Below are 16,560 nucleotides of genomic sequence, written 5' to 3' on the forward strand. Positions count from 1 at the left end.
TCACGCTTCGCTCTCTTCCTGCTCGGTGCCTTCGGCGGCGTCGGTGGCGCCGTCACCCGCGGCGCCCTCGGCGCCGGCCTCGGCCTGGTCGCCGCCGGTGGGTTCGTAGACCAGCACCGCGCGGTTGTCGGGGCGCAGCCGGGCCGCGGCCACCGCCTTGACCTCTTCGGGGGTGACGGACAGCACCCGCTGCACCGCGGTCAGCGCGAGCTGCGGGTCGCCGAAGAGGACGGCGAACCGGCACAGTTCGTCGGCCCGGCCGTTCACCGTGGCCAGCCGGTCCAGCCACTCCCGCTCCAGCTGGGCCTGCGCCCGCTCCATCTCCTCGGGCGTGGGGCCGTGTTCGGCGAACCGGGCCAGCTCCTCGTCCACCGCGCTCTCGATGTCGGTGAGTTCGACCCCGGAGGAGGCCTTGACGTCCAGCCAGCCGAGCGAGGGCGCCCCCGCCAGCCGCAGCAGCCCGAAGCCGGCCGTGACCGCCGTACGGTCGCGCCGTACCAGCCGGTTGTGCAGCCGGGACGACTCGCCGCCGCCCAGCACGGTCAGCGCCAGATCGGCCGCGTCGCCCTCCCGGGTGCCGTCGGAGGGCAGCCGGTAGGCGGCCATCAGGGCGCGCGAGGGCACATCCTCCTCGATCACCTCGCGGAGCTGGCCGCCCACCACGTCGGGCAGCGAGCCGTCGCGCGGCGCCGGCTTGCCGTCGTGCGCGGGGATGGTGCCGAAGTACTTCTCGATCCAGGCCAGTGTCTGCTCCGGGTCGATGTCGCCGACCACCGCGAGCACCGCGTTGCCGGGCGCGTAGTACGTACGGAAGAACGCGCGGGCGTCCTCCAGGGAGGCCGCGTCCAGATCGGCCATCGAACCGATCGGGGTGTGGTGGTACGGGTGGCCCTCGGGGTAGGCCAGCGCGGTGAGCCGCTCGAAAGCGGTGCCGTAGGGCACATTGTCGTACCGCTGGCGGCGCTCGTTCTTCACCACGTCCCGCTGGTTGTCCAGGCTCTCCTGGTCCAGCGCGGTGAGCAGGCTGCCCATCCGGTCGGCTTCCAACCACAGCGCCAGCTCGACCTGATGGGCCGGCATCGTCTCGAAGTAGTTGGTGCGTTCGAAGCTGGTGGTGCCGTTGAGCGAACCGCCGGCGCCCTGCACCAGCTCGAAGTGGCCGTTGCCCTTCACGCTGGCGGAGCCCTGGAACATCAGGTGCTCGAAGAGGTGGGCCAGGCCGGTACGGCCCTTGACCTCGTGCCGTGAACCGACGTCGTACCAGAGGCAGACAGCCGCGACCGGGGTGAGGTGGTCCTCGGAGAGCACCACCCGCAGGCCGTTCGCCAGGCGGTGCTCGGTGGCTGTCAGGCCGCTGGAGTATGCCTCCGGGGTGGCCGTGTGACCCATGGGCAGGCTGTCCTTCCGATCGCGTGCGTGTGACTGCGTAGAGTGCTGCCACTCTAGGGAAGCGAGCAGGTGCGGCGCGAAGTTCCCCGCTGACGCCGCGCGCTCGGGCCGGGCGGTGGTCGGCGCTGTCGGTGGCGCGGTCCACAATGGTCGGCAGCAGTCCCCAGGTCCAGACGAAGGAGCGCCGCCGAGATGGCCCGCCGCACGACGAAGACCCCGCCGCCCGACGACGGTTTCGAGGAGCGCATCCTCGACATCGACGTCGTGGACGAGATGCAGGGCTCCTTCCTTGAGTACGCCTACTCGGTGATCTACTCGCGCGCGCTGCCCGACGCCCGCGACGGCATGAAGCCGGTGCACCGCCGCATCGTCTACCAGATGAACGAGATGGGCCTGCGCCCGGACCGCGGCTATGTGAAGTGCGCCCGTGTCGTCGGCGAGGTGATGGGCAAGCTGCACCCGCACGGCGACTCGTCGATCTACGACGCCATGGTGCGGATGGCGCAGCCCTTCTCGCAGCGGCTGCCGCTGGTGGACGGCCATGGCAACTTCGGTTCGCTGGACGACCTGCCGGCCGCGATGCGCTACACCGAGGCCCGGATGTCCGGCCCGGCCCAGCTGATGGTCGAGTCGATCGACGAGGACACCGTCGACTTCGCGCCGAACTACGACGGCCAGGAGCAGGAGCCCGGCGTCCTGCCGTCGGCCTACCCGAATCTGCTGGTCAACGGCTCGTCGGGCATCGCGGTCGGGATGGCGACGAACATGCCGCCGCACAATCTGGTGGAGGTCATCGCCGCCGCCCGCCACCTGATCAGGTATCCGAACGCCGATCTGGACGCGCTCATGCGGCACGTGCCGGGCCCGGACCTGCCGACCGGCGGCCGGATCATCGGCCTGTCCGGCATCCGGGACGCGTACGAGAACGGGCGGGGCACCTTCAAGATCCGCGCCACCGTGGCGGTGGAGGACGTGACACCGCGCCGCAAGGGCCTGGTCGTCACCGAACTGCCGTTCAACGTGGGACCCGAGAAGGTCATCGCCAAGATCAAGGACATGGTCGGCGCCAAGCGGCTGCAGGGCATCGCCGACGTCAAGGACCTCACCGACCGCGAGCACGGCCTGCGGCTGGTCATCGAGATCAAGAACGGCTTCAACCCCGAGGCGGTGCTGGAGCAGCTCTACAAACTGACGCCGATGGAGGACTCCTTCGGCATCAACAACGTGGCCCTGGTGGACGGTCAGCCGCTCACCCTGGGCCTGCGGGAGCTGCTGCAGGTCTATGTCGACCACCGCTTCGCCGTGGTGCGGCGGCGCAGCGAGTTCCGGCGCACCAAGCGCCGCGACCGGCTGCACCTGGTGGACGGTCTGCTGGTCGCCCTGGTCGACATCGACGAGGTCATCGCGATCATCCGGGCGAGTGAGAACGCGGCGCAGGCCAAGGAGCGGCTGATCGAGCGCTTCGGTCTGTCGGAGATCCAGACGCAGTACATCCTGGACACCCCGCTGCGCCGGCTGACCCGTTTCGACCGGATCGAGCTGGAGTCCGAGCGCGACCGGCTGAACGGCGAGATCGCCGAGCTGACCCGGATCCTGGACTCCGACGCGGAGCTGCGCAAGCTGGTCTCGGCCGAGCTGGGCGCAGTGGCCAAGCAGTACGGCACCGAGCGCCGCACGGTCCTGCTGGAGTCGGCGGACACCCCGCTGGCCGCGGTGCCGCTGGAGGTCGCGGACGACCCCTGCCGGGTGCTGCTGTCCTCGACGGGTCTGGTGGCCCGTACCGAGGTCGGCGGCGAACCGGGCGACGACGACGGCAGGCGCGCCAAGCACGATGTGATCGTCTCGGCGGTGCCGACGACCGCCCGGGCCGATGTCGGCGTGGTGACGTCCGCCGGGCGGCTGCTGCGGCTGACCGTCATCGACCTGCCGATGCTGCCGCCCACCGCAGGACCGCCGGCGCTGGCCGGCGGCGCCCCGCTGACCGAGTTCGTGTCGCTGGACGACGGCGAGCGGGCGCTGTGTCTGACCACGCTGGACGAGTCCTCGCCCGGGCTCGCGCTCGGCACCGAACAGGGCGTCGTCAAGCGGGTGGTGCCGGACTATCCGGCGAACAAGGACGACCTGGAGGTCATCGGCCTCAAGGAGGGCGACCAGGTGGTGGGCGCGGTCGAGCTGCGCACCGGCGAGGAGGACCTCGTCTTCATCACCGACGACGCCCAGCTGCTGCGCTATCCGGCCGGGCAGGTGCGCCCGCAGGGGCGCCCGGCGGGCGGTATGGCGGGCATCAAGCTGGCCGACGGCGCCAAGGTGATCTCCTTCACCGCGGTCGATCCGGCGGCCGACGCGGTGGTGTTCACCGTGGCCCGCGCCGACGGCACGCTGGAGGACGCCGCCGAGGGCTCGGACCAGGGCCTGGGCGGGGTGGCGGCCGGGGCGCAGGGCACCGCCAAGCTCACTCCCTTCGACCAGTATCCGCGCAAGGGCCGGGCCACCGGCGGGGTGCGCTGCCAGCGCTTCCTGCGCGGTGAGAACGGCTTGTCGCTGGCCTGGGCCGGCCCCACCCCGGTCCGCGCGGCGACCACCTCGGGCGCTCCCGCCGAGCTTCCCCCGAAGGACCCGCGCCGCGACGGCTCGGGTGTGCCGCTGCTCAAGCCGGTGGCGGTCCTGGCGGGCCCGGTCTAGGACCGGGGCCCCCTCCCTGTGCCACCCGCCCCAAGGATCAGCGCCCGCCGCCGGGCCCGGATAGGCTCGGCGGCGTGATCACCTGTACGAAGGCGTCCGCCGAGCTGGGCGAGGCGCTGGGCGGCACCTCGGCCGTCGCCCGGACGTGGCTGCTGATCGAGCAGCCGGGGCCCTGGGGCGCTAAGGCGCTGCGGGCGAGCCGGCTGGACCCGGCGGTGGGCAGCGAGCTGGACCGGCTGGCCGAGGGCACCGGGGTACGGGTCGCGCTGATCCGCCGTCCGGGCCCGCATCCCGACCCGCACCGGCCGACCCGGCACCGGGTGCTGATCGCGCACACCGCGCCGCGCGACCCCTGGGTGCGCGCCGCCGAGCTCACCGACCCGGGTGAGCTGACCGCGCTGGACTTCGCCGCGCTGGGTGCGGGCGCGCACGGCGGTTTCGGGGCGCCCTACCAGGGGCCTCCGCTCGGTCTGGTGTGCACCAACGGCAAGCGCGACCGCTGCTGCGCGGTGTACGGCCGCCCGCTGGCAGATGAGCTGGCGGCCTCCGGCGGCAACGCGGTCTGGGAGATCACCCACCTCGGCGGCCACCGCTTCGCACCGACCATGCTCGTCCTGCCGCACGGCTACACCTATGGCCGGATGGACGGCCACCACGCCAAGAACGTGCTGGCGGCGGCCGCCTCGGGCCGGATGGTGCTGGACGGCTGCCGGGGCCGGTCGGCCTGGGAACGCCCGGGGCAGGCGGCCGAGTTGGCGATACGGCGGCTGACCGGCGAGGAGGCGGCCGACACGCTCACCGTGGAACGTACCGAGGCCGGCGGCCCCGGCGGCTGGACCGTCCGTGTCGCGCACATCGACGGCCGCCGCTGGCAGGTCGCGGTGGCCGAGCGCGCCTCGCTGCCGCCGCGCCCGGAAAGCTGTGACGCGGCCCTCGGCACACCGTCCGTGATGGAGGTCACCGGCATCGAGGGCCCCGTCATCTGACGCGTGACACCGCCGTCAGGCGGCGCCGGCCCCGGTGAGCGAACGCACCTCCGTCTCGGCGTACTTGCCCTCGTCGGCCGGCTCGGGAGACAGCACGGTGCCGATCCAGCCGGCCAGGAAGCCCAGCGGGATGGAGACCAGCCCGGGATTCTCCAGCGGGAAGACATGGAAGTCGATCCCGGGGAAGAGCGCGTCGGGCCGCCCGGAGGTCACCGGCGACAGCACCACCAGCAACAGCGCCGGTACGAGTCCGCCGTAGATCGACCAGACCGCGCCGCGGGTGGTGAAGCGGTGCCAGAACAGCGAGTAGAGCAGCGCGGGCAGATTCGCCGACGCGGCCACCGCGAAGGCCAGGCCGACCAGGAAGGCGATGTTCTGGTCCTGGGCGAAGAGGCTGATCGCGATGGCCACCGCCCCGATGCCGACCGCCGCGAACCGGGCGACCCGCACCTCGTCCTCCTCCATCTCCCCCTCGGTTTCCTGGTCGCTGCGGCCGCGTCCCGGTCCGGCCGGGGCCGCCGGGCGGCGCCAGCTGGCATAGAGGTCGTGCGCGACCGAGGCCGAGGAGGCCAGCGTGATGCCCGCGACCACCGCGAGGATGGTGGCGAAGGCCACCGCGCCCACCATCGCGAACAGCACGGTGCCGCCGGTGGTCCCGGAGCCGCCGCCGAGGATCTCGGCGAGCAGCGGGACGGCGGTGTTGCCGGCCTCGTTGGAGTCCCGCACCGTGTCGGAGCCGACCAGCGCCGCGGCGCCGAAGCCCAGCACGATCGTCATCAGATAGAAGGTGCCGATCAGCCCGATCGCCCACACCACCGACCGCCGGGCCGAGCGCGCGGTCGGCACGGTGTAGAAGCGCGACAGGATGTGCGGCAGACCCGCCGTGCCGAGCACCAGCGCGACGCCGAGGCTGATGAAGTCCAGCCGCGAGGTCCCGTCCGCCCCGTACTTCAGACCGGGCGCCAGGAACGCGTCGCCGCGCCCGCTCCCGGTCGCCGCCGAGTGCAGCAGACCGCCGATGTCGCCGTGGAAGCGGACCAGCACCATCACGGTCAGGGTGAGGGTGCCGCCGATCAGCAGCACCGTCTTCACGATCTGGATCCAGGTGGTGGCCCGCATGCCGCCGAAGGAGACGTAGAACACCATCAGCGCGCCGACGCCGATCACCGTCCCGGTGCGCACGCCCGTCCCCTCGCCGCCGAGCAGCAGGCCCACCAGGCTGCTGGCGCCGACCATCTGGGCCACCAGATAGAGGATCGAGACCGTCACCGAGGCGGTGCCCGCCGCGATCCGCACCGGCCGCTGCCGCATGCGGGCGGACAGCACGTCGGCCATGGTGTACCGGCCGCAGTTGCGCACCAGCTCGGCGACCAGCATCAGCACGACCAGCCAGGCCACGAAGAAGCCCACCGAATACAGCAGCCCGTCGTAGCCGAACAGGGCGATCAGCCCGGAGATGCCGAGGAAGGACGCCGCCGACATGTAGTCGCCGGCGATGGCCAGTCCGTTCTCCACCGGGGAGAACAGGCGGCCGCCGGCGAAGAACTCCACCGAGGAACTGCGCCGCCGCCCCGCCCACGCGGTGATCGCCAGCGTCACCGACACGAAGACGGTGAACAGCACGATCGCCAGGCCCTGATGCTCTCCGGCCGAATCCGCCAGATGTGCCGCCGCCGTCAACGCACCCGCTCCTGTCCGGTCCTGGTGGCCAGCGTCCACCGCAGATCGAGCGCCGCCCGGTCCCTGCGCAACCGGGCGTGCCGTGCGTAGGCCCAGGTCAGCAGGAAGGTGCTGGCGAACTGCGCCAGCCCGGCGGCCAGCGCCACATTGAAGTCACCGGTCAGCCGGTGCGCCATCAGCCGGGGCGCGGTCGTCGCCGCCACCACGTACAGCAGATACCAGCAGACGAATCCGGCCACCGCCGGGAAGACGAATCTGCGGTACCGGTCCCGTACTTCCTGGAACTCCTCGCTGTGCTGCACTTCCAGATAGACCGCCGACCGGTCACCGGTCGCCGCCGGCCCGCCGCGCTCGTCACGGTCCCACGCGGTCGCCTCGGGGGCCCTCTGGTCCGGCACCCACAGGCCGACCGCCCCCGCGTCCTGCCAGGGGTCGTCCACCCGCAGCACCGCCGGGTCACCCCCGTCGTGCTTGTCCACCGAACTCTCCTCGTTCCATCGGCCGGTCGGCCGTGCGCACAATCATGGACAGAGCGGGAAGATCCTGGTGCAACAAGCCGAAAGCTTCACCTCATCAGGTGATCCGGCGTAGATATGCCCATCTGACCGCAGAGGCGACACGCCGCCAGGGCGGTACGGGGCGGGCCGGCACAGGCGGTCATCGCGTCCCGCATTGCGTCCTGGGTCAACCGGATTGCACCCGCTGCCGATGACGCGGGCGCCCCGGGACGGGAGGCTGGACGGGCCCGGCGGGCGGGGGTCGAGTGGGAGGCAGTGCGCGGTGCGGATCGTCTGTGTCGACGGTGGGCGCGAGTGGGACGTCGAGCTGCGGATCGGCCGGCCGGACGCCACACTCGCCGATCTGGGGGCGGCACTGGGGATACCGGGGGACGCACTGGGCATCGACGGCCGGGTGCTGCCCGCGCGGACGGTGATCGGCGAGTCCGGCCTCCTGCAGGGTTCGCGGGTGACCGCCGCGGGCGGCTCCCCGCCGCCGGGGCTCCGCGAGCACGGGGTCGCGCTGCGGCTGGTCGGCGGGCTGGAGGCGGGCCGCACGGTGCCGCTGCCGGCCGGCCGTACTGTCGTCGGCCGGGGGGCGGAGGCGGACGTGCGCGTCGTGGCCACGGGGGTGTCACGACTGCACGCCGCCTTCGACGTCACGCCGGACGGGCGGGTCACCGTCACCGACCTCGGCTCCGCCAACGGCACGGACGTCAACGACGTCCGGACGTACGAGGCCGTCCCGGTACTCCCCGACGACCTGGTCTCGCTGGGCGGCGAGGCGCTCGTACGGGTGCTGCCGGCCGACCGGCTCGGCCCGGTGCGGCGGGTCAACCCGGTCCGCGAGGCAGGGCCCGGCGGGACCCTGCCGTTCAACCGGGCACCGCGCGGCGGCCGTCCGCCCGGCGGGCCGCCGATCGCCGTGCCCGTCCAGCCCTCCCGTGCCCACAAGGCCCCGTTCAGCGTGGCCGGCCTGCTCGGCCCGCTGGCGCTGGCCGGGGCCACCGTCGCGCTGACCGGCGACCCGCGCTACGCCGCCATCGCGGCGCTCACCCCGCTGATGTTCGTGGGCAACTTCGTCGAGGAGCGGGTGCGCGGCAAGTCGTCGCGGCGGCGCGGGGGCCGTGAATACGCCGCCGCGCTCGCGGAGTTCGAGACGACCGTGTCGGATCAGCACGCCGCCGAGGTACGGACCCGCCGGGCGGCCCACCCCGACCCGGCCGACATGCTGCACCGGGCCACCGCCCCGGCCGTCGCGCTGTGGGAGCGGCGGCCGGCCGCCGAGGACTTCCTGCGGCTGGTGGCCGGCACGGCGGCGCTGCCCTGGACGCCGCCGCTGGCCGGCGGCGGGTCCCTCTCCGAGGCGGCGCCGGAGCCCGCGGCGATCCTGCGGGCGAGGGGCCTGCTGCCACACGTACCGGTCGTGGTCGGCGCCGGCGCCGGCGAGGCCGTCGGCTTCGAGGGGGACCGCAAGGCGTCGCTGGCCGTGGCGCGCGGCCTGCTCTGCCAGGCCGTGGTGGGCAGCGGACCCGCCGATGTGACGGTGGCGGTGTTCGCCGACCCCGAGCGGCTGGCGGACTGGGACTGGACGAAGTGGCTGCCGCACACCTCGGACATACGCTCCGGCACCACGCGTCTGGTGGCGGCCGGTCCCGAGCAGGCGGAGGCGCTGGCGCGGCAGTTGCTGGCCACCGCACCGGGCGCGAGCGCCTCCTCCGGCGCCCGGGTGCCGGGCCCCGTACTCCTGGTCGTGGTGGACGGGGAAAACCTGCTGGAGGGCCGGCCGAACCGGCTGCGCGATCTGATCGCGGGCGGGTCGGTGCGCTGCGGGGCGCTGGTGCTGACCGGCCGGCTGCCCGCGCTGTGCACGACGGTGGTCACCGCCGCGGCGGAGGGCACCGGCCAGGTGTGCGACGTGGCCTCGGGGGAGGTCGTCACGGAGGTGCTGCTCAGCGGCGTGGGGGCGCCCGAGGCGCGGGAGGCGGCGCGGGCGCTGGCCCGCTTCGAGGACCCCGAACTGCGGGTCGAGGGCGCGGGGTTGCCGGACCGGATCGGCCTGCTGCCGCTGCTGGACCTCGATGAGGTCGGCGGCGCCGCGGTGGCCGGGCACTGGAAGAGGCGCGCTCCGGAACTGCGGGTGCGCGCGGTCCTCGGGGTCACCGAGCGCGACCTGTTCACCGTCGACCTCGACGACGACGGCCCGCACGCGCTGATCGCCGGGACGACCGGTTCCGGCAAGAGCGAGCTGCTGCGCACGCTCATCGCGAGCATGGCGGTGGACGCCGACCCGGAGCACCTCACCTTCGCCCTGGTGGACTACAAGGGCGGCGGCGCACTGGACGAGTGCGCGGCGCTGCCGCACACCGTGGGCCTGGTCACCGACCTCGACGAGCAGCTCGGCGAGCGCGCCCTGCGCTGCCTGGAAGCCGAACTCCACCACCGGGAGCGGCTGTTGCGCGAGACCGGGCTGAGCCACGTACGGGACTACCAGCGGCTGCGCGACAACGGGCGGGTGCGGCTGGAGCCTATGCCCCGGCTGGCCGTGGTCATCGACGAGTTCGCCACCCTGGTCAAGGCGCTGCCGGACTTCGTGGACGCCCTGGTGGGCATCGCCCAGCGCGGCCGCAGCCTGGGCGTCCACCTGATCATGGCCACCCAGCGGCCGGCCGGATCGGTGAGCGACGCCATCAAGAACAACGTCAAACTCCGGATCGCGCTGCGGCTGGAGAGCGGCGGTGACTCGCTGGACGTGATCGACAGCCCGGCCGCCGCCGCGATCGGCAGCCGCCAGTGGGGCCGGGCCTTCTACCGGCTCAGCGCGCGGGAGGTCGTCCCGGTGCAGACCGCGCTGTCCACCGGGACCACCCCGCCGGCCGCCGTGACCGCGCCGGTGACCGCGGTGCCCTTCCTGCTGGGCGGGCCCGCGATCGAGGCGGGCGGGGCCGGCCCGGAGGGTCCCACCGACCTGCGGCGGCTGGTCGACGCGGCCCGCGAGGCGGCGGTCCTGGCCGGTTTCGCGGCGCCGCGTCGGCCGTGGCCGGACCCGCTGCCCGCGGTCGTCCGGAGCGGCGAGCTGCCGCCGGCCGCCGAGCGCGGCCTGCACACCGAGGCGTCGGGGCTGCCCTCCTTCGCCCTGGCCGACGACCCCGAGCGGCAGCGGCAGTACGCGGTCGGCTGGGACCCGGCCGCGGGCAACGTCCTGGTCTACGGAGGCGGCGGCTCGGGCACCTCCACGGCGCTGGCCTCGCTCGCCCTGGCGGTGGCCGGATCGCGGCCCCCCGAGCGGTGCTGCCTGTACGTCCTCGACCTCGGCGCGGGCGACCTCGCACCGCTGGCCGGGCTGCCGCACACCGGCGCCCACATCGGGCCGGCCGAGCGCGAGCGGCAGAACCGCCTGATCAGGCTGCTGCGCCGGGAACTGGACGCGCGCAAGGCCCATGGCGCGGCCGGCGGGCGGCCGCCGGACTGGCTGGTCCTGCTCGACAACCTCGGGGCGCTGCTGGCCGACTTCGGCAAGGACCTCGCCGGGATGAACCTCATCGACGAACTGGCCCGGGTCTACGCGGACGGCCCGGCCGTCGGCATCCGCTTCGCGGTCAGCGCGGACCGCTCCGGCGCCGTTCCGTCCGCCTGGGCGGCCCTGACCCAGCAGAAGCTGCTGCTGCGGATGGCCGACCCGGGCGAGTACGGCTACTTCGACGTGCCGCGCGGCGCGGTTCCCGCCGCCGTGTCCGGCCGGGCCCTGGTGGCCGCCAACCGGCAGGTGATCCAGATCGCCTGGCCCGGCGAGGATCTGGCGGCCGCCGTCGCCGACACCGCGGCCCGGTGGCCGGCGGGGGTGTGCGCGGCGCCGCGGATCGGACTGCTGCCGGCCGACGTCCCTGTGTCCGCCCTCGGGTCTCCGGTCACGGTGGGCGAGGAGCCCTGGCGCATCCCGGTCGGCCTGGACGCGGACACTCTGGACGGCGCGGCGCTGCGGCTGTACGAGCACGAGCACGCGCTGATCGCCGGGCCGCAGCGGTCGGGCCGCAGCACCGCGCTGTGCACGATCGCCCGGCTGGTGCTGGCGGCCGGACTCCCGCCCGCCGTGGTCGCGTTCGCCCCGCGCCGCTCGCCGCTGCGCGAGGTGCCGGGCTTGACCGCCCTGGTCACCGACTACGGCTTGCTCGCCGGGGCCCTCGCCCAACCGCCCGGTCCGACCCTGCTGCTCGTCGACGACGCCGACGCGGTGGACGACGAGCGGGGCCTGCTGGAGTCCTGGCTGGCCGCCCATGTGCCCGGCCGCCATCTGATCGCGGTGGGCCGCGGCGAGGCGCTGCGCCGGCTCTACGGCCACTGGACGCAGCCGGCCCGCGACAGCCGCTGCGGCGTGCTGCTGGCCCCCGACCACGACCTGGACGGCGACCTCCTGGGCGCCACGCTCCCCCGCCACGACCGGATGGCTGCGCTGCCCGGCCGCGGCTATCTGGTCACCGACGGTGTGGCGAGCGGCGTCCAGCTGGCCCGGTGACGGGCGGCGCGACCGCGTTGCGCGGAGCGTCAAGGAGTACGCGCCCGGGGTCAATGACACACGTGGGGAGGCGACTTGAGAATTCCGGAGGAGAGCCACCGGCTCGCCGCGGGGAACACGAGGAGAGGCACATGGCGACCGTAAAGTCCACCGACCTGGCGCACCAGGAAGCCGGGAAGATGATGAGCCTGATCACCAATCAGCTCCCGGGCCTCATCGGGCAGTTGAACAGCCACGGCCAGACGCTGAGCGACCCCAACCACTGGGACGGCCCGCTGGCGCAGAAGTTCCGCGGCGAGGTGTGGCCGCAGGCCAAGGGCGACCTCGACAAGATGCGGGCCTCCCTGGAGCACCTCCAGCAGCAGGTGCAGAAGATCCTCGGCAACATCTCGCAGGCCGGCGGGGCGTAACCGGCTCGACCGGCTCGACCGGCGCGACCGAGGACCGAGACAGCGAGGAGCCGAGGAATCCCATGCCCGACAAGGACGCGGCCCGCTCCGGCGGCGGCGAGCCCGGCGCCCCGGCATCCGGCGGGCCGCCGGCCGCCGAGCTGACCGCGGACGACCTCGCGCTGCTCGGCGCCGAGCCGCCGCGCCGCTCCGACCCGGCGGACATCGGCCCCTACCGGGTGCTGGCCCGGCTGGGCGGGGGCGGCATGGGACGGCTGTACCTGGGGCGGGACGCGTGCGTGGAGGGGACGTACGCGAGCTCGTCACTGGTCGCGGTCAAGGTGATCCGGTCCGAATACGCCGAGGACGAGCGGTTCCGGCGCCGCTTCGGCCGGGAGATCGAGGCGGTGCGGCGGGTCCACGGGGCGTACACCGCGGAACTGCTCGGGTCCGGGCTCGATCACGAGGAACTGCTGTGGATGGCCACCTCGTACGTCCCCGGGCTGAGTCTGGCCGACGCCGTCCTACGCTGCGGACCGCTGCCCGCGCCGCTGGTCCGGCGGCTGGCGTACGAGATCGGGCAGGCGCTCACCGCGATCGCCGCCGTGGGGATCGTGCACCGCGACCTGAAGCCGTCCAATGTGCTGCTGGGCGCGGACGGCGCGCGGGTGATCGACTTCGGGGTCGCGCACACCACCGACGGCAGCGCGCTGACGATGACGGGCCAGCACCTGGGGACACCGGCGTTCATGTCCCCCGAGCAGGCGGACGGACGCGAGGTGGGCACCGCCTCCGACGTCTTCTCCCTCGGGTCGGTGCTCGCGCTCGCCGCCACCGGGTCGACGCCCTTCGGGGGCGCGTCGACCGGGGACGTCATCCACCGGGTCATCTACTCGCCGCCGAGCGAGGAGGTGCTGGCCGCTTTCGCCGAGCGCGACCCGGTGCTGGCCGAACTCGTCGGCCGCTGCCTGGACAAGGACCCGGGGCGGCGGCCGAGCCCGCAGGACGTGGTCACCGCCATGCGGGAGACGGCGCCCGGGGAGGACTGGCCGGCGCCGGTCGCCGAGGTGATCCGCGCCCGGGGCGGCTGGACCGGGCGGGCGGTGGCCGTATCGCCCGTGGACCAGCTGACGGTGCTGCGGCGGACGGCGCCGGAGCGCGCGCGGCAGCAGGGGACGCCGAAACGGCGGCTGCCGCTGGTTCTGGCGTCGGCCGCGGCGGTGGTCACGCTCGCCGCGGTCGCCGTCTTCGCCTTCGGCGGGCCGGGAGGCGGCGGGGCCAGCGCGCAGGAGCCCGCGACCACCGCCGCGTCACCCCCCACCGCGCCCCGGACTGCCACCGGCACCGTATCCCCGCCCGCGCGCTCCGCCCGGCCGTCCGGGAAGCCGCGCACGGCCCGTCCGCACGCCCCCGTCCGAACCGTCACGGCGGCGCCGCCCGCCCCGGCCGGCGACGACGCGGCGGGACAGGCACCGCCCGCGGTGCCACCGGCGGCCACTGTCACCGTCACCGTCACGGTACGACCCGGGCCGACCATGACAGCGGCCCCGCCGAAGTCGGCCCCGACGCCGACCCCTTCGCCGAAGCCCTGGAAGGCGTGCGCCTACTACTCCGGCACCGCCATCACCAAATCCGGCGACACCGGCGGCCGGGTCAAGGAAGTGCAGTGCATCCTCAAGGCCCGCGGCTACAACATCGGTCCGAGCGGGGTGGACGGCATCTTCGGCCAGGACACCCTGACCGTGGTCAGGAAGTTCCAGAGCGACCACCATCTGTCCGTCGACGGGCAAGTGGGCCAGGAGACCTGGCCCGTGCTGCGAGCGTGAGACCCGTGCCGACCGGCCCGCCGTGCCCGTTCCTGCCCGTCCCTGCTCCGCCGTACCCGATGCCCTCCACCCGCCCCGCCAGCCCTTCACAGGAGTGTGCCCATGACCGCCGGGAGCGAGGACGGCACGGACTTCGACTTCGCCGCCGCCGAACTGCTCAGCTCGGTGCTGTCCCAGCTCAGCGAGAAGGTCAACTGGCTGGCCTGGGTGCGCGCCACCCAGGCCGGGAAGTGCCTCGACCCGGTCGGCGGGTCCTGGGAGGGCGCCAGACGTCATCAGTTCGACCACCGGTCCGCGAGCCACCAGGCGGCGCTGGCGAGCCTGGCGGCCGAGGCGCTGACCGCGCGCCAGCAGGTGGACAACGCGATCACCCACGCGTTCGCCGCCCGCCAGGCCGGCCCCCACTGAACCCGGCTCCGCACCGAACCCCGGTCGGCACCGATCCCGGTCGGCACCGATCCCGGCCCGCGCTGATCAAGGAGACATGATGGGAACGGCATCGGCGACCCCGGCGAATCTCTTCGCGTATTCCGCCGCCACCGCCCAGGCCGCGCACGAGCTGGAGAACTTCGTGCGCTCCAGGGTCACCCCGGCGATCCTCGCCTACTCGCAGACCCAGTCCTGCCCCCTGCCGATCGACGCGATGGTGCTGTCCCGGCTGCGCGCGATCCTCGCGACCGACGAGGAGGTCAAGCAGGTCGGGCAGGATTTCCTGAAGGCCGGCGGCGACGCCGCGTCCCTGCTGTTGACCCACCAGCGGGTCGTCACCACCGATGACGCCCTGGCCGCCGCCGAGGCGGCGCTCGCGGCCGAGGATGTCGAGCGGATCGACCAGGGCTATCCGCACGACCCGGCGGCGGCGCGGGCGGCGCTGGCCCGGCTGAACGACCTGATGGCCCGTAACCGCGGCGACTCCGAGTTCGCCACCTCGCTGCTGCGGCAACTGGGTCCGCGGGGGCTGCTGAACCTGCTCGGGAAGCTCGCCGCCATGGGCCACTACGACCACTCCAAGGGCGCCCTTCCCCAGGTGAGGACGGCGCAGCGAGGACTCTCCTCGCTGCTGGCCCAGGCCACCGACCCGGCCTCCCCGCACCACCTGGACGCCGGCTGGACGCAGGCCCTCGACACGGCGGCCGGACGTTCGGTACCGGTGACGCCGTACCTGGACGTCACCGGGTACCAGCTGCTGGAGCCGCTGCTCGGCAACCCCGGCGCGCACTTCTCGACCCCGTTCCTGACCACCTTCGGCCGTGACCTGCTGGCGTACGAGCGCAGCTCTCCCGGCGGCAAGCCCCCCTGGGCCAACCCGCTCGTCAACCGGCCGATGACCAATCTCATCAGCCCGGGCGACGCCGGATACGACCCGATGGTCGGCCTGCTGGAGGCCCTGGGCCGCAATAGGGAGGCGGCCACCGAACTGCTCGACCCGCACGGCGGTAAGAGCTCCACGATCGAGTACCTGGTGGCCCTGCGCGGCTGGCCCTGCGATGTCGGCGGTGCCCACACCGGTCAGACAGCGCTGGCGGAGGCGCTGCGGGCGGCGGCCGCCACCGAGCCGACCGACGCGGCGCAGCGCCGCATCGCCGCCGAACTCGTCCGGGCGCTCGGGGACGACCTGGGCGGCAAGGTCCCCGGACCGCTGCGATCCGGTGTGACCGATGTGCTCGGCGCCCACATGGCGGCGGGAAACCTCAACGGCGCTTTCGGGGACTCCTCCAGCGGGAAGCCCACGGTGTTCGGCGAGCAGTACCTCCGGCTGGTGCTGGCCGACCTGGCCCAGGACCCCGGGCACTACCAGCACTTGGCGTCGTTCGAGACCGCGTACGCCAGACTCCACTTCCACGCCGATCCCGACCTGACGGCTGCTTCCATGGGCCAGATCCTGGGCGCCCTGGTCAAGGGCCGTATCGACGCGGTGCGGAGCGGGCACCTGAGCGCGGACGCCAGGCACAACGCGGCGGTCGACGGCATCTCCTGGGCGGTCAACGAGGCTCTGGCCCAGGTGCCGACCAAGGGGACGGCGGCCGGACTCGCCATGCAGGGCGTGCAGCAGCTGGCGAACCGGATCGAGCAGCACTTCCACCAGGACACCTCGGCGCAGGCGAACCGCACGGGCACCGAACTGTTCACCGCCGGTCAGGAGGACGTGAAGCGCGCGGTCCGGGATCTGGCCGACCACCTCCTGACCGGGCAGGGGCAGGAGCGGCGGGCCGAGCGGCTCGCGGTGGACGCTTCCAGCGGCTACGGCCAGGCCTACGGTCTGGCCGGCGGCAAACCCCCGGTCGGATGACCGGGAGCGAGCTGTCGAAGGTGCCGACAGCCGTCCTCGGCACGCCGGTCCCCCTGCCTGTGATCGGTGCGTGCCCGTACCGGTCCGCGGGGGGCTCCGATGGCTACGGACCGGGAGGATTTCCGGCTGGAGGCAACGGACTTCCGTCAGGTGACGGCGGAGGGCGGCGGGCCCGTCCGCAGCGGCGCGGCGCGCACGAGGGCGAGCTGCTCGCCGGGCTCGGGGACCGGGTCGCCCGGCACGCGCTGAGCCGGCACCGGGGCCTGTCCCGGCTGATCATGACCGGCCGCGGGGACCCGGAGCGCGTC

The 16,560-nt window shown here is 73.8% G+C and carries 10 protein-coding genes; 7 read left to right on the forward strand and 3 right to left on the reverse strand.

Annotated features, from left to right (window positions below):
• Positions 1–1,389 carry a M16 family metallopeptidase gene (locus tag ACFO3J_RS26620; protein ID WP_386434207.1) on the reverse strand — a complete coding sequence of 463 codons (1,389 nt, stop codon included), beginning with the start codon at positions 1,387–1,389 and terminating at the stop codon, positions 1–3.
• 192 nt (positions 1,390–1,581) lie between these two features.
• On the opposite strand from ACFO3J_RS26620, the gene ACFO3J_RS26625 reads away from it, so the two are divergent.
• Positions 1,582–4,071 carry a DNA gyrase/topoisomerase IV subunit A gene (locus ACFO3J_RS26625; protein ID WP_386434209.1) on the forward strand — a complete coding sequence of 830 codons (2,490 nt, stop codon included), beginning with the start codon at positions 1,582–1,584 and terminating at the stop codon, positions 4,069–4,071.
• Between the two features lie 74 nt (positions 4,072–4,145).
• On the forward strand, positions 4,146–5,057 hold the full coding sequence (locus tag ACFO3J_RS26630) for a sucrase ferredoxin (protein WP_386434212.1): 912 nt from the start codon (positions 4,146–4,148) through the stop codon (positions 5,055–5,057).
• A 15-nt stretch (positions 5,058–5,072) separates the two neighbouring features.
• On the opposite strand, the gene ACFO3J_RS26635 is transcribed toward ACFO3J_RS26630, so the two are convergent.
• Positions 5,073–6,737 carry a solute symporter family protein gene (locus ACFO3J_RS26635; protein ID WP_386434215.1) on the reverse strand — a complete coding sequence of 555 codons (1,665 nt, stop codon included), beginning with the start codon at positions 6,735–6,737 and terminating at the stop codon, positions 5,073–5,075.
• A complete protein-coding gene (locus ACFO3J_RS26640; protein ID WP_386434218.1) occupies positions 6,734–7,216 on the reverse strand; it encodes a DUF485 domain-containing protein in 483 nt (160 codons plus the stop codon). The genes ACFO3J_RS26635 and ACFO3J_RS26640 overlap by 4 nt, the downstream gene beginning before the upstream one ends.
• Before the next feature lie 301 nt (positions 7,217–7,517).
• Here ACFO3J_RS26640 and ACFO3J_RS26645 point away from each other — a divergent pair, with 301 nt between their 5' ends.
• From ACFO3J_RS26645 to ACFO3J_RS26665, 5 genes are all read left to right on the forward strand, one after another.
• A complete protein-coding gene (locus tag ACFO3J_RS26645; RefSeq protein ID WP_386434221.1) occupies positions 7,518–11,747 on the forward strand; it encodes an FtsK/SpoIIIE domain-containing protein in 4,230 nt (1,409 codons plus the stop codon).
• Positions 11,748–11,878: 131 nt separating this feature from the next.
• Positions 11,879–12,157: a hypothetical protein gene (locus ACFO3J_RS26650; RefSeq protein WP_386434223.1), complete on the forward strand. Its 279-nt coding sequence runs from the start codon at positions 11,879–11,881 to the stop codon at positions 12,155–12,157.
• A 62-nt stretch (positions 12,158–12,219) separates the two neighbouring features.
• Positions 12,220–13,962 (forward strand): protein kinase domain-containing protein, encoded by a 1,743-nt coding sequence (locus ACFO3J_RS26655; protein WP_386434226.1) that lies wholly within the window; start codon positions 12,220–12,222, stop codon positions 13,960–13,962.
• Positions 13,963–14,064: 102 nt separating this feature from the next.
• Positions 14,065–14,370 carry a hypothetical protein gene (locus ACFO3J_RS26660; RefSeq protein WP_386434228.1) on the forward strand — a complete coding sequence of 102 codons (306 nt, stop codon included), beginning with the start codon at positions 14,065–14,067 and terminating at the stop codon, positions 14,368–14,370.
• 79 nt (positions 14,371–14,449) lie between these two features.
• Entirely contained in the window at positions 14,450–16,252 is a 1,803-nt protein-coding gene (locus tag ACFO3J_RS26665; RefSeq protein WP_386434231.1) for a hypothetical protein, read from the forward strand.
• The last annotated feature ends 308 nt before the right edge of the window (positions 16,253–16,560 follow it).

Origin of the sequence: Streptomyces polygonati, from assembly GCF_042650325.1 — a bacterium.
In the GTDB taxonomy this organism is placed as follows: Bacteria; Actinomycetota; Actinomycetes; order Streptomycetales; family Streptomycetaceae; genus Actinacidiphila; species Actinacidiphila polygonati.

Coding starts and splice junctions, on each gene's coding strand:
- ACFO3J_RS26625 (WP_386434209.1), top strand. CDS start 1,582: ATGGCCCGCCGCACGACGAAGACCCCGCCGCCCGACGACGGTTTCGAG.
- ACFO3J_RS26660 (WP_386434228.1), top strand. CDS start 14,065: ATGACCGCCGGGAGCGAGGACGGCACGGACTTCGACTTCGCCGCCGCC.
- ACFO3J_RS26655 (WP_386434226.1), top strand. CDS start 12,220: ATGCCCGACAAGGACGCGGCCCGCTCCGGCGGCGGCGAGCCCGGCGCC.
- ACFO3J_RS26665 (WP_386434231.1), top strand. CDS start 14,450: ATGGGAACGGCATCGGCGACCCCGGCGAATCTCTTCGCGTATTCCGCC.
- ACFO3J_RS26620 (WP_386434207.1), bottom strand. CDS start 1,389: ATGGGTCACACGGCCACCCCGGAGGCATACTCCAGCGGCCTGACAGCC.
- ACFO3J_RS26650 (WP_386434223.1), top strand. CDS start 11,879: ATGGCGACCGTAAAGTCCACCGACCTGGCGCACCAGGAAGCCGGGAAG.